The following is a 21,684-nucleotide window of genomic DNA, read 5'->3' as shown; positions in this document are numbered from 1 at the left end:
CGTGAATTATTAGAAATATAATTTAATTAATATTTATTTAATTATTGCCACTGTGCTGTCAAATTCAGATGCTTAATTGGCCTACCGGCCCAAAAAGACACACAGATTCGTACCGACCGTTTCTGATCGTCTCCCGACGATCAGATCAATTGATCACATGTGGTGATCGCTGAGTGCCTACACAGGCAATATGACGAGTGAGATAGAAGATGGACATTGCGAACGACGCCTTCTCGAAAGCCTCCTTCGGCCATAGCGTCATTCCCGGCCCTGCGAGCTGGACCCAGGCGAAGCGGCGCATGTCGCCTTCGGCACCCGAATTGCGCAACCATCTCGAAACCATGCGCAATGCCTGGCAGGCTTCGAACTGGGACGCGGTAATCGCCGAAGCCGACAAATTGCTGGCGATTTCGCCCAGTCATGCCAATGCGCTGAAGATGCGCCTGAGGGCGGCCATCAATGCCGGCCAGCTCGACAAGGTCGCGCAATCGGCAATCGCTGCTGCCGAAGCGCATCCCTCGACCGCCTTCCTGGCAGCCAAGAAGCTCCTGAGCAGCCAGCAGGTCGAGGATGCCGCCAAGGTCCTCATCACCATTCGCCATGCCGACGCCGGCACGATCGAGGGTTTCGACGACATCACCGCACGGGTCGGCAGCAATCTCGCCAAGGCCGCCGCCGAGCTGGAGCGGGCTGGTGACCAGGACGGCTATCGTCGCGTGCTTCGCCTCGGCAACGCAGTGGCCCCCGCCGATCCGGTCCTGCGCAAGCGTCTCATCGCCCTGCGCAACGACGTGGTGGACCAGGCCAAGCAGACCGATCTCGAACAGGATCCCGCCAGCTTTGCGGCCGCTTGGGAACAGGTCCTCAAGGTGGATCCGCGCCATCCCACGGCGACCAAGCGTCTGGCGACTGCCGCCGAGCGGACGGGCACCCCGGAACGCGCACTTGAATTGTGGTCGCGCCTGCTCGACATCGACCCCACCGATCAGGTTGCCGCCAAGCGCCTCGCCCGTGCTGCCGGACAGGCCGAACTCGAATATACCGGCCTGGTGACCCTCTATCAGGCCGGCTTGGCCGCGCCCGAGGTCGACTATGTCAGCCGCCTGATCCAGCGCGTCCGCCGCGCCGCCAAGCTCGCCCTGCGCGGTGGCGAGGCCCGCCAGGCGGCGCTCCACCTGGCCCTGCTGGCCAAGGTCGGCCAGGACGACGATGAGCTGCAGCTGCTGCGCCGCAAGGTCTCGGCGATCCTTTCCAAGGAACTGAGCGCCCATCGCCGCGAGAAGCGTCCTGCAGAGGCTGCCGAGGTCGCCTATCTCCTGCTCCAGATCGATCCGGAAAACGTGCCGGCCCTGACGGCGGTGGCGCATCACCTCTACCAGACGCACGCCTTCACCGACTCGGCCAACTACTACCAGCGCGTGCTCGAGCTCAAGCCGGACTCGGCCACCCATTGGCTGCATCTGGCTCGCGCGAGCCACCGGGCCGGCGACCTTGCCACGGCCTCGGCGGCCGTGACCCGCAGCCGCGAGCTCGCACCGGACAACAGCGCCAGCAAAAACCTGGAAGGCTTGCTGAACCTCAAGCTGGCGAGCTGAGCCCCGTGCTTCCTGAGGCCTGGCGTCAGCGCCGGGCCTCGCAAGACGCATCCGAACGAAAAGTTGGAGCAAAGGCGCGTTCTGTTCGAACGCGCCTTGTTCTGAGAAGCCGGAGATCAAGGTGAGCAGAGTGACCGAAGCGCCGGAGCTGCATCGTAACGGCAATGTGCCGGCAGAACATGCAAGTCCCAGGACGACCTCCTTCGACGACAGCCGGCTCGAAGAGGCAGCTATTGCCGTGGGCGCCCCCCTGCACGGTTCCGCTTCCTCCGCTCGCCATAAAACCAAGCTCACCGCTGTTCCGGCGCCGCAGGCTTCTCCTTCCGACACCGAACTTCAGGCCGCACTCGACCGCGAAGCGGCCGCGACACGGCGCATCAGAGAACTCGAAGCCGAATTGGCCGAGCGTTCCCTGGCGGAGGACAATGTTGTCCTCACCACCCGGCTGCAGCAGCTGGAACGCGACCTCGACGTCTATCGCGACGCCAAGCGCAGCGCGGAACTGGCCGTACTGGACACGCGCAGCGTCTGGAAACATGCCGAGCAGCGCATCACCAAGCTGCGCGAAGGCCATACCTATCGGCTCGGCCAGGTGATGATGACCGGATTTTCAAGCTGGCGCGATGGTATGCGCCTGCCGGCCCGCATCGCCGAATGGTATCGCGACTATCGCCATTCGCTCTCGCTGCCGGCGGATCTCGTGCCGACTGGAGCGGCTCCCGAATATCTGCAACTGTCCGAGATCGCCCTGGCCAAGGCGCAGAAGGAAGGCCTGGCCGCGGCCGAGCGCTGGATTCACGACCAGCGCCCGCGTGGCAGCGTGCTGTCGCGCGTGCTGCTCGATCTGGCCAGGCAGGCCCGCGCCGCCGATCCGGCCGCCGCCGTCGCGCTCGCCAAGGCCGCTGCCGAAGCCGATCCGAACGAGGGACGGGTCAAGCTCCTGGCCTTCACGCTCATGGATACCGGCTCGATCGACGAGGCCAGCGCCATTCTCCAGGAAGCTCTGCGCGCCGGTGCAGCCCTCAATGCGACGGAAACGCGCCGCTATGAAGAGCTGATGGCGCTCGAACGGTTCAAGGGCCAGGGCATTCGCCTGCCCAAGCCCGTATCGCGCAAGGCACAGGGCACGCTCCTCAACATCCTGCTCTACGTGCCGCAGTCCCTGCCCTATCACTGGTCTGCCACCAGCATGCGCACGCATGCCCTGGCCCAGGACCTGGCGGGGCTTGGCTGTTCGGTGCGGGTAGTGACCCAGCCCGGCTATCCCGTCCGCAATACCGGCGCCTCGCGCAAATCCGGCCCTGACATGGTGGATGGCATTGCCTATCACCGCATGGCCCCGATCGAAGCGGCTCCGGCCATCATCGATCAATATGCCCGCGAGGCCGGCGTGGCGCTCGGACGGATCGCCAGGACGCTGGAAGCCGACGTGATCGTGGTGTCCGGCGAGCTCGAGGCAGCCTATCCCGCCGCCATCGCCACCCGGATGACGGGCGCCGATCTCGTTCTCGACTGCCAGCGCCTGGCATCGACGGCCGATACCACGCCCGCCAACGACCGCGAAGCGCTCTTTCGCCAGGCGGATGACGTCCTGATGACGGAAGCGAGCCTGATGCTGGCGCGCTGGCCCGGAGCTGCCGAAGCCCTCGCGGCCCGGGGCATGCCGGCCGAAAAACTCCTGATGCTGGGTGAGAATGCGCCCGCTTTCAAGCATGACGAGAAGACTCCCACCTGGCGCAGCGACCCGGCCCTCAAGGATCGGCTGGTCCTTGGCTATGTCGGTGATCCCTATGAAGACCTCGACCTGGAGGGCATCGCAGATGCCTTCGACAAGCTCATAGCCAATGGGCTCGACGTCGGACTGGCGGTTTTCGGCGTGGGTTCGCGCTTCCTCAAGCTGCATGAACGCCTGAGCCATATGGGCCATGGCGAACGCGTGCTCTTCCCTGGCCGCCCCAAGGTCGGCTCCATTGCCGAGGCCTACAAGGCGATCGACATCTTCGTCACGCCCACTCTCGCGGGTGTGGCCCGGAGCGAACGGAGCCGGTTCGATCTCGTCGATGCCCTCCTGCATGGCAAGACCATCGTGGCGTCCGACGGCCCGGTCGCGCGCGCCATCCTGGGCAATGCCGCGGTCTGGATCGAGGACGGCGAGAACGGCCTGGCCGAAACGCTGCGCCGGCTCGCCGGTGATGCTTCGCTGCGCAATGCGCAGCAGGAAAGGAGCGCGAGCCGGGCTGAGGAATGGCGCGCATTGTCCTCCGCAAACGCGCTGGTCGAACGGCTCCGCAAGGCCCGGGCGGTTGCCTCGTCATGATGGCATTCCGCACCCAGCCTGCCGTGCAGCCGGTGGATGACGCCGGCGCGAGCGGCGCCGCGCCGGCATCGGCACCGGTACCTCATGAGATCTCGGCACGGGACATCGTCTCGACCGCGGTGGCCAACGGCCTGCGCGCGGGCAATGGCGTGCAGCGCGTGACCACGGCCGAAGTCAACCAGGCCCGCGACATCTCCAACGCGATGCGCCGGCTGCCCGAACTCACCGAGGCCCTCGACAAGCTGCTTCCCTATGTGGTCAAGCACCCGCGGGAAGAGCGCTTCCAGGCCCTGGTCGCCCGGGCGCTCGAACGCGTGCAGGACCCGCGCGCCCTCCTGGTCTGGCGCGGCATCGACGAGCGTTTCCCAACCTCGCGCGAAGCCTTCTTCCGCGTGCTGCGCTGGACCATCCGCATCGACGGGGTCGATGCCGGCAGGACACTTCACACCGAGCGCTTCGCCGAAGAGCCGGAAGATCCCTCGCAATTGTTGATCTATGGCCGCGGCCTGATCGAATTGAAGGATTTCGACGGCGCCGAGGCCGCCTTCGGCCAGCTCGTCGAAATGGACAACACGCCCGAATCCGTACTGGTCGCGCTCGGACGCCTCTATGTCTCGCTGGGACAACCGATGCGGGCGCGCGAGATCATCGAGTTCGCGCGCGACAAGTTCGGCGAGACCAAGCACATCGCCCAGACGCAGGCGCGGATCGAACAGGACCTGCGCAGCCTCAGCGAGCTCGTGCCCGACCACGCCGACAGCGACGACCACCTGCCCAATCTGGTGATCGAGCGCGTCTTCGAGATGGCCATCGCCCAGCGCGAGGCAAACATCGACTTCGAGCCGCGCCGCTTCGTCGGACCGGTGGTGCTGATCAATGGCAGCCTGGGATCGGGCGGTGCCGAACGCCAGTTCACCAACACGGCGCTCGGCCTGAACCGGGCGATCCACGCCGCCAGCCCGATCGCCGATACCGACATCATGGGCCCCATCCATGTGGTCTGCAGCTCGCTGCATTCGCGCGCTGGTGCCGATTTCTTCGTGCCGCAATTCGTGGAAGCGGGCTTGCCGATCCATGAATATTCGTTGTTTGCCGAATATGGCGGGCGCCCGCGCTATTCCCGCGTCAAGGAGCTGATCGGCTTCCTCGATCACCTGCCGACGCAGATGCGGACGGGCGTCGTTCGCCTCACCGACGCGCTGAACTATATCCGCCCCGACATCGTGCATATCTGGCAGGACGGCTCGGTCCTCGCCACGGGGCTGGCTGCCCTGCTGGCAGGCGTGCCGCGCATCCTGCTTGGCGTGCGCACGCTGCCGCCGGAAGATCGCTTCGAACGCAACAAGCCGGAATATGAGGCGGTCTATCGCTCGCTGCTCTCGGCACGGGGCGTCGCCATCGTGGCGAATTCGCAGGCCGCCGGCGAGCGCTACGAGGCCTGGCTCAAACTACCCCGTGGCTCGGTGCGCATCATCCCCAACGGGCTCGATCCCCTGAGCACGGCAACCGACGAGAAGACCGTGGCCCTGACCCAAAAGCTCGAGAGCTTCGAGGTCAAGGCCGGCTTCACCGTCGGCTCGGTCATGCGCTTCGACGACAATAAGCGCCCGCTGCTCTGGCTCGAAACCGCCGCGAGCCTCGCCGCCCACGTGCCCGATGCCCGCTTCATCCTGGTGGGTGACGGCCCCCTGCTCGGCAAGGCCACCGCCTATGCCGAGGAATTGGGGATCGCCGATCGCGTGCTGTTCACCGGTCGCTCTCCCCGCGTCGGCCATTGGCTGTCGCATATGGATGTCTTCCTGCTGCTGTCGCGCCATGAAGGCTTGCCCAACGTGCTGATCGAGGCCCAGTTCAGCGGGGTTCCGGTCGTCACCACGCCGGCAGGCGGCGCCGCCGAAACGCTGATGCCGAGAGTGAGCGGCACCGTGCTGCCCTCGATCGACAACCTGCAACCGGATGCCATCGCCAGCGAAGTGCTGGCCTGGCGCCGAGACCACCAGGAGCGCGCCGAACTCGCCGCCAATGTCGCGAAATGGTCCCGTGAACGCTTTTCCATGCGCCGCATGCTGGAGCTGACCGTCGATGCCTATCTCGACCGCTAACTCGCGAGGCGACAGCGCATGAAGCGAATGACCGAACAAGACACCAAGGCCGCCGATATCAGGCAGGCGATCGATGATGTCCTCGCTTTGGCCGGCGACGGACGAATGCAGGACGCCCTCGCCCTGCTGACGCCATCCGTGGCTGCCGTCCCGAGCAATCGCAACCAGGTCCGCCGCCTCGTTGTCGCGCCCGCCATGCGCGCCGGCGAACTCGACACGGCCCGTATCTTCCTGGAACGCCTGGTCGAAGCCAATCCCTCTTCCAGCGACGACCTCCTCACGCTCGGCAGCGTGATGATGCGTTCCGGCCGCCGCGATGCAGGCCAGGCGCATATTGAACGGGCAGGAGAACTCGACCCCGACAATCTCGCCATCGCGGCGGTGCGGCTGCAGGCCCTGGTCCAGGCAACCGATTTCGACGCCGCCCGCGATTTCGCGCACCGCTATGCCGACCGCAGCCCGAACCATGCGCGGCTCGCCCAGCTCTGCCTGATCGCCCTCGCGCGAGCGGGTGATCTCGATACCAGCCTCGTTATCGTCGAGCGCTTGCAGGACCAGCCCGACCTTACGGCCGACCTTGCCCTCGAAGTCGCCCAGGTCCTGCAACTGGCGGGGCGCCACGAGGAAGCGCTGGCCATCGGCCGCAAGGCGCTGGAACAGGGCGGGGAGTCGCCCAGGCTGCACCTCGTCGTCGCGAATGCGATGCTGTCGCTCGGCGGGGAGGACGCGGAGATCCTCGAGCACCTGCGCCAGGCGCGTGACAAGGCTGCCAAGGACGTGCTTCTCCTGCGCACCCTCGGCGAAACGCTGCTGAGGCTGCGGCAGAACGAGGAAGCCGTCGACGTCCTTCGGCAGGCCAGTGCGCTGGCACCGGATCTGCGCAATCTCAAGATGCTGCTGGCGCGCGCCCTGCGGCTGGCCCGCCATTATGATGAAGCGGCCACGCTGCTGCGCAAGCTGGCACAGGAAGACCCCCATTCCCCGGCCTTGCAGCGCTACACCATCTCGACGCTGCTGCAGGCGGGTCTGGAGGATGAGGCCCAGGGACACTATGCCGATCTGGTCGGCCGCAAGCGCGCTTATCTCCAGGGTTCCTTCACCGATGCGCTCGCCCGTCTCGACGAGAACCTGGCCAGTGCGCCCATCCCCAAGGGCAGGCTCGCCTTCGCCTGGTCGCTCGCCAGCCGGCTTGCCGGCGGCGAGCCCATGGACCGCAACGCCTGGGAGGATCGAGTGCGCTGGGGCTGCCTAGCCGATCTCCTGCTGCTCGACTGGCTCGAATGCGCTCCCGAACGGGTGGGCGAAGTGGCTGAAATGCTCGACGGCATTGACGCCGCCGTAGCCGGCCTCCGCAAAGGCCTGGACAAGGGCAAGGGTGCCCTGCTGATCAGCCCGCATATGGGGCCGATGTATGCCGGGCCCCTGGCGCTGCACATGGCGGGTATTGCGATGAAATGGCTCGCTTCCGCGCCCAAGATCGCCTCTTTCCCGCATGTCGGCTCCCTGATCTCCACCAGCGAACACTCGGAACTTGAAGTGACGCGCGAGGTGATGACCTCCCTGCGCCAGGGCAATGCGGTGATCATCGCCATCGATGGCGCCATGAGCCCCGCGGCCCCGCGTGTCGGCTGGGAGGGACGGCGGGTAACCTATTCCCCGTTCGCCGCCGGGCTGTGCTACCGCCTTGGCGTTCCGAGCTTCATCACCATCCCCTATTGGCAGGATCGCCGCGTGAAGTTCCACGTCGAGGCCATGCCCGCCAAGCAAGAGGGCCAGGAATTCCCCGCTTTCGCCCAGGCCTACCAGGACGCCTTCTTCCGGGAAGTCGAACGGCAGATCCTGCGCGGCCCCGAAAATCTGCGGCTCAGCGGCGGCATCTGGCGAGGCATCCGCTGATGGCTCCGCCTCTCACACATAACAAGTCATCCCTCATCAAGCCTCGCAGGCGTGCTTGTGAGCGCAAGAGGAACGGGATGGCGAGATTCCCATCCACGAAGGAACTCCATCTCTTTTTCGAAACCTGTCCGCCTCCCGCAGGAGGACGGTGACCTACGGACGATCTGCCGTTCCAGGTGATCGACCCACGCAACAGCCCTCAGGGCGTCGCAAATGACAAAACGCAAGGAGTTATGTCTTGAGTCAGAAACGCAAGATCGCAGTCATCGGGCTGGGTTATGTCGGCCTGCCGGTCGCGGTAGCCTTTGCCAAGCATGGCTATGACACGATCGGCTTCGACATCGATCAGACCCGCGTCAAGGAACTACAGTCCGGCGAGGATCGCACGCGCGAAATCTCCAGCGAAGAGCTGAAGGCAACGCCGCCGATCTTCTCCTGGAATCCGGCCGACCTCAACAAAGCCGATTTCTTCATCGTCACCGTGCCGACCCCGGTCGACAGCGCCAACCAGCCCGACCTCGGCGCCCTGCGCGCTGCCTCACGTACGGTCGGCGGCGCTCTCAAGCGCGGTGACATCGTCGTCTACGAATCCACCGTCTATCCCGGCGCAACCGAGGAAGAATGCGTGCCTGTACTGGAAAAGGCCTCGGGCCTCACCAGCGGCGTCGACTTCACCGTCGGCTACTCCCCCGAGCGCATCAATCCGGGCGACAAGGAGCACACCTTCACCAAGATCAAGAAGGTGGTGTCCGGCCAGGACGAGGAAACCCGCGGTATCGTCGCCGACGTCTATGGGTCGGTCATCACCGCCGGCGTGCATGTCGCCCCCACCATCAAGGTGGCGGAAGCTGCCAAGGTGATCGAGAACGCCCAGCGCGACATCAACATCGCCTTCATGAACGAGCTGTCGCACATCTTCCAGCTTCTCGATGTCGATACCGGCGACGTGCTCGAAGCAGCCTCGACCAAATGGAACTTCCTGCCCTTCAAGCCGGGTCTGGTCGGTGGCCATTGCATCGGCGTCGATCCCTACTACCTGACCTATCGTTCGGAGAAGGCCGGCTACCATCCCCAGGTCATCCTGTCGGGTAGGCGCATCAACGACTCCGTCGGCGAGCGCATCGCCCGCGAATGCGTGCGCCTGCTGCTGCAGGAGGGCCGCAAGGTCGAGAACGTGCTGCAGCTCGGCCTGACCTTCAAGGAAGACGTGCCAGATCTGCGCAATTCCAAGGCGGCGGGCATCCTCAAGGAGCTCAACCGTTTCGGCATCCAGACCGCAGTGCACGATCCCTGGGCCTCCAACGAGGAAGCTCTGCACGAATATGGTGTCGAACTTTCTGAGCTGGACGATGTCGAACCGGCCGACGCCATCATCCTGGCCGTTCCCCACAAGGAATATGCTGCCAAGGGCTGGCCGCTGATCAAGTCGCGCCTGCGCAACGGCACGGGCGTGGTCATGGACGTCAAGGGCGTACTCGATCGCTCGACCGCGCCGGAGGGTGTCACAGTCTGGCGGCTGTGACCTCGCGCCCTTGAACGCTCAACGCACCATAGGCGCTTCGGCGCCATGCCTGCTCCGCTTCCGCGGGGCAGGCACGAGTTCTGGCTTCCCCTCGCGTCGACCTGGCGCGAGGACGAGGTCTTGTACCCATTGCGTTGCCGGGCAGCATCGAGCCCATTACCTCCCCAGCCGTCACCAGCCCATGGCAGATAGAAGGATCATGGCCGATGACATCAGCTGAAGTCCTCCAACAAGATTGGGACGGATATCTCATCCTGCTGCGCCATGCGCTGCGCGATCTGCCTGACAACAACGTCAAGACGCGGCGGGCCATCTACAATCATGCCGAAAAGACCCAAAAGCAAATCTTCGACGAAGATGAGAGCGAGACCGATGCCGAGGATCTCGACTATCATCATCGCCTGCTGAGAACGACGATCCGGATCCTCGAAAACGACATCCGTGCCGACATCGACGTCTTCGCCGACAGCTATGCGCCGCCGGATCTGCGCGAGGCCGCCAACAAACTGGCTGAAGCGCGCGATCTCAGGCGCTCCCGCAAGCGCAACGCCGCTGCCCGGGAGGCGCGGCTTGTCGATGGCGGGGTCCAGGAAGACTATCTCAGCCGAGCCAGCCGACAGGACCTGGAGCTGATCGCCCATCTCAGCAACGGGCTGTTCCTGGCCGATCCTGCCCGTGGGAAGAACGGCCGCGGCACCCGGGTTGCCGGTGCGATCGGGGTGGTGCGCGCCATTCTCATCGTCCAGTTCCAGCTCATCGCCTCCGAAAGCCGCTTCGGCATTCTCTGGATGCTGATTCAGCCGGCCGTGTTGCTGACGCTGATCTCGCTGATCTATTTCATTCTTCAGACGCAGTTCATCATGAACATGGACGTGCCGACTTTCGCCCTGCTCGGAAGCACGACTTGGATCATGTGTCGCCAGGTGATCTTCCGGGTCAGCACGGCGGTCGCGCATAACCGCGTCTTCATCAATCTGCCGCCTGTCCGGCCGATCCATCAGGCGCTCGCTTTTGCGGTCCAATATCTGATCATCTACGCCGTGGTCTTCATGATCCTGCTGACCTGCGGAAGGATGGTCAACATGATCACCCTTCCCGCCGACGTGCCGAAAGTGGTCAGCTATGTCGTCGCGATGTGGTCATATGGCCTGGCGATTGGTCTCATCTTCGGCAGCATTGCCGTGCACTGGCCGTTCTTCCTGCGCCTGGCTTCGGTGCTCGAACGCGGTCTGCAGCTGTTCTCATCGGTGTTCTTCGTGACCGAGCAACTGCCCGAGGAATATCGCGCCTACGTGCTGTGGTCACCGACCGCCCATGGCATGCAGCTTCTGCGTGCCGCCTATTTCCCGGGTTACGCCTCCTCGGACGCCAACCCGACCTATTTCTTTCTATGTCTGATCGCTGTGTTGGGCGTCGGCCTCCTGGCCGAAAAGCACGCACGGCCTCGCATCCAACCCGTGTGAGGACCATGATCGCGCTCGAACATGTCGTGGACACGCCCATGGTGGGGGGAACGCCCTACCCGATAGCGCTCGACATCACCATGGCGCTGCCCGTCAGGCGCTATGCCGTCGTCTCGCCGGATCCGATCGCGCGCAAACCCGCCATCGACCTGTTCGCCGGCCTGCGCCCTCCAACCAGCGGCCGTGTCGTTCGAGGAGGCAGTTGTTCCTGGCCTATCGGACGAGCAGGCTTTGTTCGCGGTAAATTGAGCGGGAGACAAATTGTAGCCTTAATCTCCCGTTTGTATCATCTTGACTATAGATTCTGTATATACCTCGTCGAGTCGATGTTGACTCTGCCGGAATATCTCGACGAGTTCGTAGAGCATTGGCCGGCCACAGCGCGGCAGGAATTAGGGTATATTTTACCGCTCCTGCCGACATTTGACATCTACGTCGTCGACGGCACGTTCCCCTATCGGAAAGATCGCTTCACCTTGCTGTGGAGAGCCCTTTTCGAGCAGCGTATTGACGGTCGCACGCTTCTCCTCTCGACCGTCCGCAAATCCGAAGTCGATGAGTTCTGTGACACCGCCCTCATCCTCAATCAGGGTCTGATCGAAATAGAGAGCCAACTTGACGAAGTCCTCCGCAAATTCCCTCTCCGTCCCGACATCAACGACACTGGACGAGGTCAACCCGAGCCCCTTGTCGACGATCAATTCGCTTAAAGGCGAGATCGCTCCGGAAGAGAGTGCGGCGTTTCTGCGCTACCAGCACAAGGTAAGGCGCCGGCGGCGGCGTTTTTCCTTGATCGGACTGATGCTTGCTTTGCTGCCACTGGCGCTGACGGCATTCTATGTTTTCGTTGTCGCCACGCCTCTCTATACGGCGGAGTCACGGTTCGCGATCCGGGGCGGCGATGTCCAGCAGCCGGTCGGCGTCGGCGGCCTGCTCTCGTCCGGCTCGTCCGGCATGGGTGTCAGCGGCTTCGTCGATGGCTACGCCGTGCGCGACTTCCTGCAGTCGCGCGAAGCGATGGACGGGCTCGCCAACAAGATCGACCTCACCAAGATGCTCACCGAGCATCCGGCCGATCCGCTGGTGAGCCTGCCGGACAAGCCGTCGCCGGACGAGCTCTATCGGGCCTATAAGTCGCTGGTCACGGTGCGCTACAACATGATCGAGCAGATCGTCGTCCTGCAGGTCGAGGCCTTCACCCCAGAGGACTCCGTCAAGATCTCCAATGCGCTGATCGATCTGTCCGACACCTTCGCCAACAAGATGAACCAGCGCGCCCTCGATGACGCCCTCAAGGTTGCGCAGGAGGAAGTCAGCCGCAGCGAGCAGCGTTCGGCGGCGGCCCGCCTCGAAGTGGCCAACTGGCGCAACCGGAACGCCAATGTCGATCCGACGGGCGACCTGACCGTGCTGACCAATCTGATCGGGCAGCTCGAGGCCCAATTGGCCGCCGCCCAGACCGATCTCGGCCAACTCAAGGCGACGCAGGGCGACAATCCGCGGCGCAAGAGCGTGGAGACGCGCATCGTCACTCTCCGCAAGGAAATCGATGACACTCGCCAGCGGCTGGGTGGCGGTAGCGAAACGGTGGCCAAGCAGCTTTCCAGCTACGAAAGCCTGAAGATCGCGCAAGACTTCGCCGATACCAACCTGGCTTCGGCCCGCCAGTCCCTGGACCAGGCGCGCGTGGCGATCCTGCGCCAGCAGCGCTATGTCTCGCCGATCGCCCAGCCCAAGGCCGATTACACGCCGACCTATCCCCAGAAGCTGACCGCTCTCGGCTCCGCCCTGCTGGTGGGGCTGGCGCTGGCCTTTCTCGCTTCGGTGACCGGCGGCCTGATCCGCAACGCAATCTCGGGCCGGTGAGGTTTGGCGATGAAGCTTGGCTCTGGCTGTTCAACTCTCCAATTCTCCCGCTATCCCATTCATGCAAGGAGTGACGCGCGATGAAGGTATTCGTTCTGGGGTCCTGCCGTCTGCACAGGCCGATGGAAGAGATCGCCGCCACCGGGCGCTGCAGCCATTATGACGGCGGCTCACGCGCCTATCTGCACTCGGTCGGCGAGGCCGTGCAGCGTCTGCGCTGGATGCGCGGCGAATGCCAGATCCCCGACGGTATGGCGCCCTATGTCTTCTCGACGGAGCGCGTGCCCAGGCTTTCCGCCAATGCCCAGAAGGAACAGGCCAAGGCCGATTTCCTCCTCGTCGAGATCGCATCCGAGAAGGAATTGATCTGCGACGGCATCTATCTCCAGCTCAACTATCTCCACCGCCATCTGCTCAGCCCCCTGGGCGACGGGGGCAAATTGTGGTGGAAGGAAATGCTGCAGAAGCGCTGCATCTCGGCCGAAACCGCCAAGAAGGTCATTGCCTCCGAGCAGTTCGCGGAAGCAGGTTTCGGCGAGGCGGATGCACGCATCCTGCGCGACGCCTATTGCGAGATCGCCGACGAGGATGCCCTGCGCCAGGGCCTGATCGAGCTCAAGCAACTGTGGGGCAAGCCGATGGCGGCCGTGTCCCATGTCGGCCTGCCACTCCAGGACGGGCGCGTGCTGCAGAGCCGCGAGGCCTTCATCGCCCGGGTAAAGAAGATCGGGGCGGAACTCGGCATTCCCGTCTTCGAACCGCGCGGCGTGATCGAGGCCGTCGGCCGCACGCGTGCCCTCGAACGCCAGGGTGCCGATCTCGACCATTACGACCCAGGCTTCGAACAAATGTATGGCTGGTATCTGCTCAACCGCGTGATCAAGCCGAACGCTTCTGTCATTCCCGACCTGGCGGCCTGACGGCCTGCCGCGTCGGTTTTATCCCCCTCGGAGCAAAGCGCGTCTTGGTGCAATCGCCGCTCTGCTCCAGCTCTTTATTGTGACGCGTCTTTGCGATTCTTGGCGATACCGCCAAATCGCAAAACGCTATGAAAGGACTGACCCTTTATGCGCTTTCTGATTACCGGCACGGCTGGCTTCATCGGCTTCCATCTCGCCCGCCGCCTGTTGGCCGACGGCCACTTCGTGGCAGGCGTGGACGGCATGACGCCGTATTACGACGTCACGCTGAAGCAGGCCCGGCACGCCATGCTCGGCAAGACCAACGCGTTCCGCGAGCATATCCTGATGCTGGAGGATTTCGGTGCGCTCGAGCAGGTCGTCGCCGACGAGAAGCCCGATGTCATCATCCACCTCGCCGCCCAGGCGGGTGTACGCTACAGCCTGGAAAATCCGCGCGCCTATGTCGACGCCAATCTGGTCGGCACGTTCAATGTGATGGAGTTGGCCCGGGCTCATTCCGTCGGCCATTTCCTGTTCGCCTCGACGAGTTCGGTCTACGGCGCCAACAAGGACATGCCTTTCAACGAGCGCGAGCGCACCGACCACCCTCTCACGCTCTATGCGGCGACCAAGAAGGCCACCGAGGACATGGCGCACTCCTATGCGCATCTGTGGAAGATCCCGACCACGGCCTTCCGCTTCTTCACGGTCTACGGCCCTTGGGGCCGGCCCGACATGGCCCTGTTCAAATTCGTCAAGGCGACGCTGGCTGGCGAGCCTATCGACGTCTATGGCCATGGCAAGATGCAGCGCGACTTCACCTATGTCGAAGATCTGGTAGAATCCATCGCGCGCCTCACCAAGGTACCGCCGGTGGAAGGCCAGCCGGTCAGTGAGATCGATTCCCTGTCGCCGGCCGGGCCTTATCGCGTCGTCAATATCGGCGGCGGCCAGCCAGTCGGCCTGCTCGACTATGTCGACGCCGTCGAGAAATGCCTGGGCATGCCGGTGAAGCGGAACTTCCTCGACATGCAGAAGGGCGATGTTCCCGCGACCTTCGCGGCGGCAGATCTCCTGGAGCAGCTCATCGACTACAAGCCCACGACGACGATCGATGTCGGCGTCAAGAACTTTGTCGAATGGTACCGCTCCTACTACCGGGTCTGAGTTGAGCCCGGATTTGCAAGACACCACCGGCCCGGCTCGCCGCAAAGGAATTTCGCGGCGAGCCGAAAGCCAGATCCACCTTCCCCGACTGGGACAAACGCCGAGTTGTCAAGATGACCCTAGCCTCTCCAGCGGAGTCGCATACACGCGCAAGCGTGGCACTCTTCAAGCTTGAACGCTTCGCCGAAGCTGCCGAGGAAGCACGGACCGCCCTGGCGATCACGCCCGACGACAATATTGCCCTGCGCACCTTGGCGCGCAGCACTCTGAGCCTGGGCGACATCGAGGGCACTATCGCTGCCCTCACCAATCTCCTGCCTTCTTCGGTCAACGAGGCCGTTGCCGGCATTCGCGCCCTGCTGCGCCATGGCGAAGTACAGGCGGCGGCGCGCGTCGCGGCCGTGGCACCCGCCAGGATCGAATCCTGCGATTCCGAAGTGCTGCCGCGCATCGTCACGCTGCTCCGCCAACAGGCATTGCGAAAGCAAAACCCGGCCCAGGAGCGGGTGGCGGCTTTCGAAATGGCGCTCGCCCTCGCCCCTGACAATGCCGCCCTTCGCATCGATTTCCTGAGATTGCTGGCATCGGCAGGCGAAGCCGCCGCCTTTGCCCGCAATGCCAGGCTCGTCACCGATGCAACTGCCCTTGCAGATGCCTCGGCCACCCTTGCCCGCGATGTCGGCAATCGCGCCAGGCAAGCCTTCCGTGACCAGCGCTGGCAGGAAGCCCATGAATGGCTGCAGGCCGGCAGCCGCCTCGGCCTCGAACAGGCGGCAGGCGATCTTGCCGAGCGCATCAAGGCACGCCGGCTCGCCGAAGCCCGCAAGACATTGGTCGCCAAGGAGCCGGACAGCCAGCAGCATACCGCCGCCCTGCTTGCCGACTATCCGGAGGACGGCGCGGCCCGCAGCCTGCATGCGCGCGCCCTGATCGCCAACCGGCACTATGCGCAGGCCAAGACGCTGCTGCAGGCGGTCTCCGCCCAGGGCGCGGCCACGGCCGACGACTATGTGCAGCTTGCACGCGCCTGCCGGGCCAGCCAGGACATCGAGAGCGCCATCGGCGCCTGCTTCGATGCCCTCGCGTTGCGCCACGAGGATCCGACTGCGCTGGTCCTCCTCGGACATCTCCTGCCGGGCCGGGAATAAACGACGGCCTCCGGGCTCCGCTGGAGGCTGTTTCACCCTGCGGGCGAGGTCGAGAGGCCGCGCATGCGCATATAGATCAACGGAAGAGCCATGCTGCAAAAACATGTGAGTTTCGGCATTGCCGTCACCGTCTCCCTCCTGGTTGGGACCGCAGCCCTGGGGCAACAAAGCGTGGCGCATCCGGAGACCGTGGACCGCATCCCGCGCGCCCAGATCTTCAACGGTCGCATGAAGTCGCCCGCCAACCTGCCCAATGTCGGCTTCGTCTGGGGCTCCAAGACCCCCCTGCGCTCGAACAAGGTGATCGACAGCTTCTACTACCCCAACCAGCGCGATCTCAACCGCGCCCATACGGCGGAATGGTACAAGGCCAATCATCCCAGCTGGATCACCTATCAGTGCGATCAGCAGACGCCCTCCTTTGGCTACACCTATTCCTGGGGCGCCTATGCGCCGCTGGACACCAGCAATCCCGAGGTGCGCCAATATCTCTTGAAGACCTATATCGAGCCGGCCTTGGCCAAGGGTTATCGTTCCATTGCCTTCGATAATGTCGCCCTGCCCAACACCGACAAGCGCTGCGGCGTCTGGCGCGACGGCAAATGGGTGCAGCTTTTCAGTGGGCAGTCGCGTGATCCGGCTCATACCGCCCAGAAGCTCGATTATATCGGCTGGCTCGCTAAGGAGATTCATCAACGCGGCGGCCTGATCGCATTGAATGCCAAGATCGACCCCAAGCAGCCCGACGAGACAAAGGCCCTGATCAACCTGGCCGATATCTGGGTCGATGAAGGCGGCTTCAGCGACAGTTGCCGGCGCCGCATCACCGACGATGCGTGGCGGCTCAAGCGCGAACTGATCCAGCAACGCAAAGATCGGGCCTATGTCTCGATCAACTACACTTGCACGAACGCCTCCGCTTCCCCCGACAATGCCGAATTGTCTTGGATCGTCGCCAGCTTCCTGGTGAACCGCAACAATCGCAGCTATCTCGCCGTGCTGCCGCAGAAGGACACCGGGCGCTGGGTCGAATATCCCAATCTCGATCCACCCGTCGGTCCCCCCACAGGCCCTTCCGAGCTTCAGGGCACGATCGCCTGGCGCAACTACCAGCGCGGCTATGCCGCCGTAAATTTCTCGGATCGGGAATCGGCCACGATCCAGCCACCCGCGGGCAGCTGGCGCGACCTGTCCGGCCAGGCGGTCAATGGCCCGATCGAGCTCAAGCCGCGATCCGGCGTGGTGCTGCTCAGGGCGGAGGGGTAATCACCATCCAAGAGGATCGCATCGATGAAAATAGCCGGCTTTTTTGCCGGCTATTTTTTATTTATTGAGGAAATTCCTGGAGGCGGACATCTTGTCCGCCTCCAGGAATCTTCAGCCTTTGGCCTTGGCTTCTTTCTCAGCCTTCTTCTTGGCGCGATAGGTCTTGGCCCAGCCGTCGATCCCGACCTGCCGGCCCCGGGCCACCGCCAGCGCTTCGGCAGGCACGTCCCTGGTGATCACCGAACCGGCACCGATGTTGGCGTTGTCGCCGATCGTCACAGGCGCCACCAGGGCCGAATTGGAACCGACGAACACGCCGGCTCCGATATCCGTATGGTGCTTGAGATAGCCGTCATAGTTGCAGGTGATGGTACCCGCCCCGATATTGGCCTCCGCCCCCACCCGGGCATCACCGATATAGCTGAGATGGCTGATCTTGGCGCCCTTCTCGATGCTTGCCGCCTTGACCTCGACGAAATTGCCAACCTTGACCTCCTCAGCGAGCTTTGCCCCGGGACGCAGTCGCGCGAAGGGGCCGACCGAGGTGCCACTGCCGACATGCGCACCTTCCAGATGCGAGAAGGCGTGGATCACCGCACCGCTCTCGATGGCGACGCCCGGACCGAACCAGCAATTGGGCTCGATCACCACATCGTTGCCGATGCGGGTGTCGTGCGAGAGGAAGACGGTCTCGGGTGCGATCATGGTCACGCCTTCGCGCATGGCGTTCGCGCGCAGGCGCGACTGCATGACGGCCTCGGCCGCCGCCAGCTGCAGGCGATCGTTCACCCCCTGCACCTCCTCCTCGGCGATCGGACGCGCCACGGCGCGAAGCCCTTGCCGATGCGCGATCTCGGCCGCGTCGGTGAGATAATATTCACCCTTGGCATTGTCGTTGCCGATGGCTTCGAGCAGAGCCAGGCCGTGCTCGCCGCTGAGCGCCATCAGGCCGCCATTGCAGAAACCGACGGCCTTCTGCTCGGGCGTGGCGTCCTTTTCCTCGACGATGGCGGTGAGCGCGTCGCCTTCGACGATCAGTCTGCCATAACCGGTGGGATCGGCGGCATGGAAACCGAGCACGGCCACGCTGGCGCCATCCACCAGGGCCGCCTTCAGCGTCTCGATCGACTGGGGACGCACCAGCGGCGTGTCGGCATAGAGGACGATGATGTCCTTGCCGTCGGCCAGCGCCTCTTTCGCCGCCAGCACGGCATGACCGGTCCCCTTGCGCTCGACCTGGGTGAACACGGCGCAGCCGGGCAGTTCCTTCTGGGCGACCTTGGCGACATCCTCCCGGCCGGGGCCAACGACGACGGCAGCATCGGTGATACCGGCCTGCTTCACGCTCGCCAGGACATGGGCCAGCATGGAACGCCCGGCGATGGCATGCAGCACCTTCGGCAGCGATGATTTCATGCGGGTGCCTTCACCTGCGGCGAGGATGACGGCTAGGGTCGGTCGGGACATGTCATGATCCGTATACGTTGCGATAAGTTGCCTGCGCTCTATGGGATGTTCGGCATCAGTTGATCGAACGACAGCTTCAGTGTCAGAGCGACAGTGTTACGTCATTGATATGAACACTCCTGTCCCCTCATCATGACGTTTGTGTGATTCTTCGGTCGAATCCTGGGGCTTTATAAAGTTCCAGCCGCCCGTGATCAACGCAGGCCGCGCAAATCCCCGGGGAGAGGGCGATATGATACGAGCTCACTCCGGGAGATCGGCAGCAGGAAACCTATCGACGCGGATCGTGTCAGAAATGCAGGCGAAGCGATGCAGCGCACACTTAATTCGCCGCCGGCACCGAACAGCTCAGATCGCCTTCCGCGCAGTTGAGATAGGTCTTGAAGGTCTTGATGCGATCCTTCGTCAGGCCGTCACGGCACTGCGTCACCGCCAACGGATAGAGGGTGCCGCCGGTGACCCCGGCGCTTGAGAAATTGCATTCGGCGTCGCGAAAGGCGACCCAGGCTCTTTGCGCCGCTACCAGCAATTTCGTCTTGTCCGCATCGTCGTTGAGGCGTTTCTGGATCTGCCTGTAGAGCGTGTTGAGCTCGCCATCGGACGCCTTCAACGATTTGCCGGCGCATTGATTGAGCGCAGCCTCGTTTTCGGCATTGGCACAGTCCCCGGCCGCAAAGGCCGGCCCTGCCGTGGAGAAGAGCGCAAGTCCTACCAGGGTGGTTCGTATCAAGCCGGGCAGCCGCATGGTCATTCTCCTCGATAGGCATGGCGATCACGAAGGAGGGACAACCTCTCACAATTTTCAGCTGCGGGCATCGGACTAGTACCACACCCCATCAACCATCAACAGAAAGGGGCCTTTCCGCCGCGCCGGGCTGGCGAAGTCGAGAGCTATTTGCGCCAATCCGCCGCGGCCGGCAGCAAAGCCAGGTTGCATAAAGCGGTTGACACTCCCTCAAATGCTGGCATCTTGTATACCAGAAAAATCAGAAACAGGGCGGAACCTCCATGGCAAGAATGCGAGCAATCGACGCCGCCGTCAGGGTGCTGGAACGCGAGGGCGTGACCTGCGCCTTCGGTGTGCCGGGCGCTGCGATCAACCCACTCTATTCGGCCATGAAGGCGCGCGGTTCGATCAATCATTACCTCGCCCGCCATGTCGAAGGCGCCTCCCATATGGCCGAGGGCTATACGCGTGCCAAGGCCGGCAATATCGGCGTGTGCATCGGTACCTCCGGCCCGGCCGGCACCGACATGATCACCGGCCTCTATTCGGCGGCAGCCGACTCCATTCCGATCCTGTGCATCACCGGCCAGGCGCCGCGCGCGCGCCTCTACAAGGAGGATTTCCAGGCCGTCGACATCGAGGCCATCGCCAAGCCCGTAACGAAATGGGCCGTCACCGTGCGCGAGCCGGCTTTGGTGCCGCGCGTGTTCCAGCAGGCCTTCCACCTGATGCGCTCGGGCCGGCCCGGCCCGGTGCTGATCGACCTGCCTGTCGACGTGCAGACGGCGGAGATCGAGTTCGACGACGAGATCTACGCTCCCCTGCCCGTCTACAAGCCCGCCGCCACGCGGCTTCAGGCCGAAAGGGCCATCGCGCTCCTGCAGGAAGCCGAGCGCCCGCTGATCGTGGCGGGTGGCGGCATCATCAATGCCGATGCCGCCGACAGGCTCGTCGCCTTCGCCGAACTGATCGGCGTGCCCGTGATCCCGACCCTGATGGGCTGGGGTTCGATCCCCGACGATCACCCGCTGATGGCGGGCATGGTCGGCCTGCAGACCAGCCACCGCTACGGCAACGCCACGCTGCTTGCCTCCGACTTCGTCTTCGGCATCGGCAATCGCTGGGCCAACCGCCACACCGGTTCGGTGGAGGTCTACACCAAGGGCCGCAAATTCGTGCATGTCGACATCGAGCCGACCCAGATCGGCCGCGTCTTCAACCCCGATCTCGGCATCGTCTCCGATGCCGGAGCAGCCCTCGATCTCTTCCTGGACGTCGCCCGCGAATTGCAGGCGCAAGGCAAGCTCAAGGATCGCTCCGCATGGGCTGACGAATGCCGCGGGCGCAAAAGCAGCCTGCATCGGCGCAGCCATTTCGACAATGTGCCGCTCAAGCCCCAGCGCGTCTATGAGGAGATGAACACCGCCTTCGGCCGGGATGTCTGCTATGTCTCGACCATCGGCCTGTCTCAGATCGCCGGTGCGCAGTTCCTGCGCGTGCACCATCCCCGCCACTGGATCAATTGCGGCCAGGCCGGGCCGCTCGGCTGGACCATTCCCGCCGCGCTCGGCGTGCGTGCCGCCGATCCCGACAGGGAGATCGTGGCCCTGTCCGGCGACTACGACTTCCAGTTCCTGATCGAGGAACTGGCGGTCGGCGCCCAGTTCAAGCTGCCCTATATCCATGTCGTGGTGAACAACGCCTATCTCGGCCTGATCCGCCAGGCCCAGCGCGGCTTCGACATGGATTTCCAGGTCCAGCTCTCCTTCGAGAACATCAATGCACCCGATCTCGAAAGCTATGGCGTCGACCACGTCGCCGTCGCCGAGGGGCTCGGCTGCAAGGCGATCCGGGTTCGCAGTCCCAACGAGTTCGGCCAGGCCTTCGAGAGGGCCCGCGAATGGATGCGTGACTATCAGGTACCCGTCGTCGTCGAGTTCATCCTGGAGCGCGTCACCAACATCGCCATGGGCCCCGAGATCGACGCGGTCACGGAGTTCGAGGACATCCTCGACCTGCCTATCCGGTCGGAAGCCGTCGCGGCCGAATAGCCGGCCATCGCTCCATTCACCCCGTAGATCCCTGTCGAGGAACGGTTCCTCGACTGGATGGTCTCGCCCTCAATTCGCCTGAACCGGGAACCCAGCCATGCCCAGATTTGCCGCCAATCTGACCATGCTGTTCAACGAAGTGCCGTTCATGGAGCGCTTCGCGGCAGCCGCCCGCAACGGCTTTGCGGGCGTGGA

General features: G+C 63.8%; 15 protein-coding genes and 1 pseudogene. 14 read left to right on the top strand and 2 right to left on the bottom strand.

The window, feature by feature from the left end; translation table 11 throughout:
• Positions 1 to 209 precede the first annotated feature (209 nt).
• The 12 genes from U1R88_RS22770 to U1R88_RS22715 all read left to right on the top strand — a co-directional run bounded on the left by U1R88_RS22770 (position 210) and on the right by U1R88_RS22715 (position 17,244).
• Positions 210 to 1,595, top strand: a complete 1,386-nt coding sequence (locus tag U1R88_RS22770; RefSeq protein WP_322433312.1) for a tetratricopeptide repeat protein — start codon at positions 210 to 212, stop codon at positions 1,593 to 1,595.
• Positions 1,596 to 1,716: 121 nt separating this feature from the next.
• Positions 1,717 to 3,912: a glycosyltransferase gene (locus tag U1R88_RS22765; RefSeq protein ID WP_322433311.1), complete on the top strand. Its 2,196-nt coding sequence runs from the start codon at positions 1,717 to 1,719 to the stop codon at positions 3,910 to 3,912.
• Positions 3,909 to 6,014: a glycosyltransferase gene (locus tag U1R88_RS22760; protein WP_322433310.1), complete on the top strand. Its 2,106-nt coding sequence runs from the start codon at positions 3,909 to 3,911 to the stop codon at positions 6,012 to 6,014. Before U1R88_RS22765 ends, U1R88_RS22760 begins: the two co-directional genes overlap by 4 nt.
• A gap of 27 nt (positions 6,015 to 6,041) precedes the next feature.
• Positions 6,042 to 7,910: a tetratricopeptide repeat protein gene (locus U1R88_RS22755; RefSeq protein WP_322433309.1), complete on the top strand. Its 1,869-nt coding sequence runs from the start codon at positions 6,042 to 6,044 to the stop codon at positions 7,908 to 7,910.
• A 238-nt stretch (positions 7,911 to 8,148) separates the two neighbouring features.
• On the top strand, positions 8,149 to 9,432 hold the full coding sequence (locus tag U1R88_RS22750) for a nucleotide sugar dehydrogenase (protein WP_322433308.1): 1,284 nt from the start codon (positions 8,149 to 8,151) through the stop codon (positions 9,430 to 9,432).
• Between the two features lie 206 nt (positions 9,433 to 9,638).
• Positions 9,639 to 10,895 (top strand): ABC transporter permease, encoded by a 1,257-nt coding sequence (locus tag U1R88_RS22745; RefSeq protein WP_322433307.1) that lies wholly within the window; start codon positions 9,639 to 9,641, stop codon positions 10,893 to 10,895.
• A 5-nt stretch (positions 10,896 to 10,900) separates the two neighbouring features.
• Positions 10,901 to 11,605, top strand: a complete 705-nt coding sequence (locus U1R88_RS22740; protein WP_322433306.1) for a P-loop NTPase family protein — start codon at positions 10,901 to 10,903, stop codon at positions 11,603 to 11,605.
• Positions 11,583 to 12,761 carry a KpsE/RkpR family capsule polysaccharide export protein gene (locus tag U1R88_RS22735; protein WP_322433305.1) on the top strand — a complete coding sequence of 393 codons (1,179 nt, stop codon included), beginning with the start codon at positions 11,583 to 11,585 and terminating at the stop codon, positions 12,759 to 12,761. The genes U1R88_RS22740 and U1R88_RS22735 overlap by 23 nt, the downstream gene beginning before the upstream one ends.
• Before the next feature lie 80 nt (positions 12,762 to 12,841).
• On the top strand, positions 12,842 to 13,681 hold the full coding sequence (locus U1R88_RS22730) for a hypothetical protein (protein ID WP_322433304.1): 840 nt from the start codon (positions 12,842 to 12,844) through the stop codon (positions 13,679 to 13,681).
• Positions 13,682 to 13,828: 147 nt separating this feature from the next.
• Positions 13,829 to 14,830 carry an NAD-dependent epimerase/dehydratase family protein gene (locus tag U1R88_RS22725; protein WP_068299108.1) on the top strand — a complete coding sequence of 334 codons (1,002 nt, stop codon included), beginning with the start codon at positions 13,829 to 13,831 and terminating at the stop codon, positions 14,828 to 14,830.
• A gap of 155 nt (positions 14,831 to 14,985) precedes the next feature.
• Entirely contained in the window at positions 14,986 to 15,978 is a 993-nt protein-coding gene (locus U1R88_RS22720; protein WP_322433303.1) for a tetratricopeptide repeat protein, read from the top strand.
• A gap of 90 nt (positions 15,979 to 16,068) precedes the next feature.
• Positions 16,069 to 17,244: an endo alpha-1,4 polygalactosaminidase gene (locus tag U1R88_RS22715; protein WP_322433302.1), complete on the top strand. Its 1,176-nt coding sequence runs from the start codon at positions 16,069 to 16,071 to the stop codon at positions 17,242 to 17,244.
• A gap of 111 nt (positions 17,245 to 17,355) precedes the next feature.
• Here the strand turns inward: U1R88_RS22715 and glmU are convergent, their stop codons facing one another.
• Positions 17,356 to 18,711 carry a bifunctional UDP-N-acetylglucosamine diphosphorylase/glucosamine-1-phosphate N-acetyltransferase GlmU gene (gene glmU / locus U1R88_RS22710; protein WP_322433301.1) on the bottom strand — a complete coding sequence of 452 codons (1,356 nt, stop codon included), beginning with the start codon at positions 18,709 to 18,711 and terminating at the stop codon, positions 17,356 to 17,358.
• A gap of 322 nt (positions 18,712 to 19,033) precedes the next feature.
• Positions 19,034 to 19,456 carry a lysozyme inhibitor LprI family protein gene (locus U1R88_RS22705; protein WP_322433300.1) on the bottom strand — a complete coding sequence of 141 codons (423 nt, stop codon included), beginning with the start codon at positions 19,454 to 19,456 and terminating at the stop codon, positions 19,034 to 19,036.
• 263 nt (positions 19,457 to 19,719) lie between these two features.
• Between U1R88_RS22705 and gcl the strand changes: the two genes are divergently transcribed.
• Both gcl and U1R88_RS22695 read left to right on the top strand, forming a co-directional pair.
• The gene (gene gcl / locus U1R88_RS22700; RefSeq protein WP_322433299.1) at positions 19,720 to 21,489 is read left to right on the top strand and encodes a glyoxylate carboligase; all 1,770 of its coding nucleotides are present in this window, start codon (positions 19,720 to 19,722) and stop codon (positions 21,487 to 21,489) included.
• Positions 21,490 to 21,586: 97 nt separating this feature from the next.
• Positions 21,587 to 21,684, top strand: a pseudogene (locus U1R88_RS22695) (hydroxypyruvate isomerase); the annotation flags it as partial.

Origin of the sequence: Labrys sedimenti, assembly GCF_034424805.1 — a bacterium.
Lineage (GTDB): Bacteria > Pseudomonadota > Alphaproteobacteria > Rhizobiales > Labraceae > Labrys > Labrys sedimenti.
This window is presented reverse-complemented; position numbering and strand designations above follow the sequence as displayed.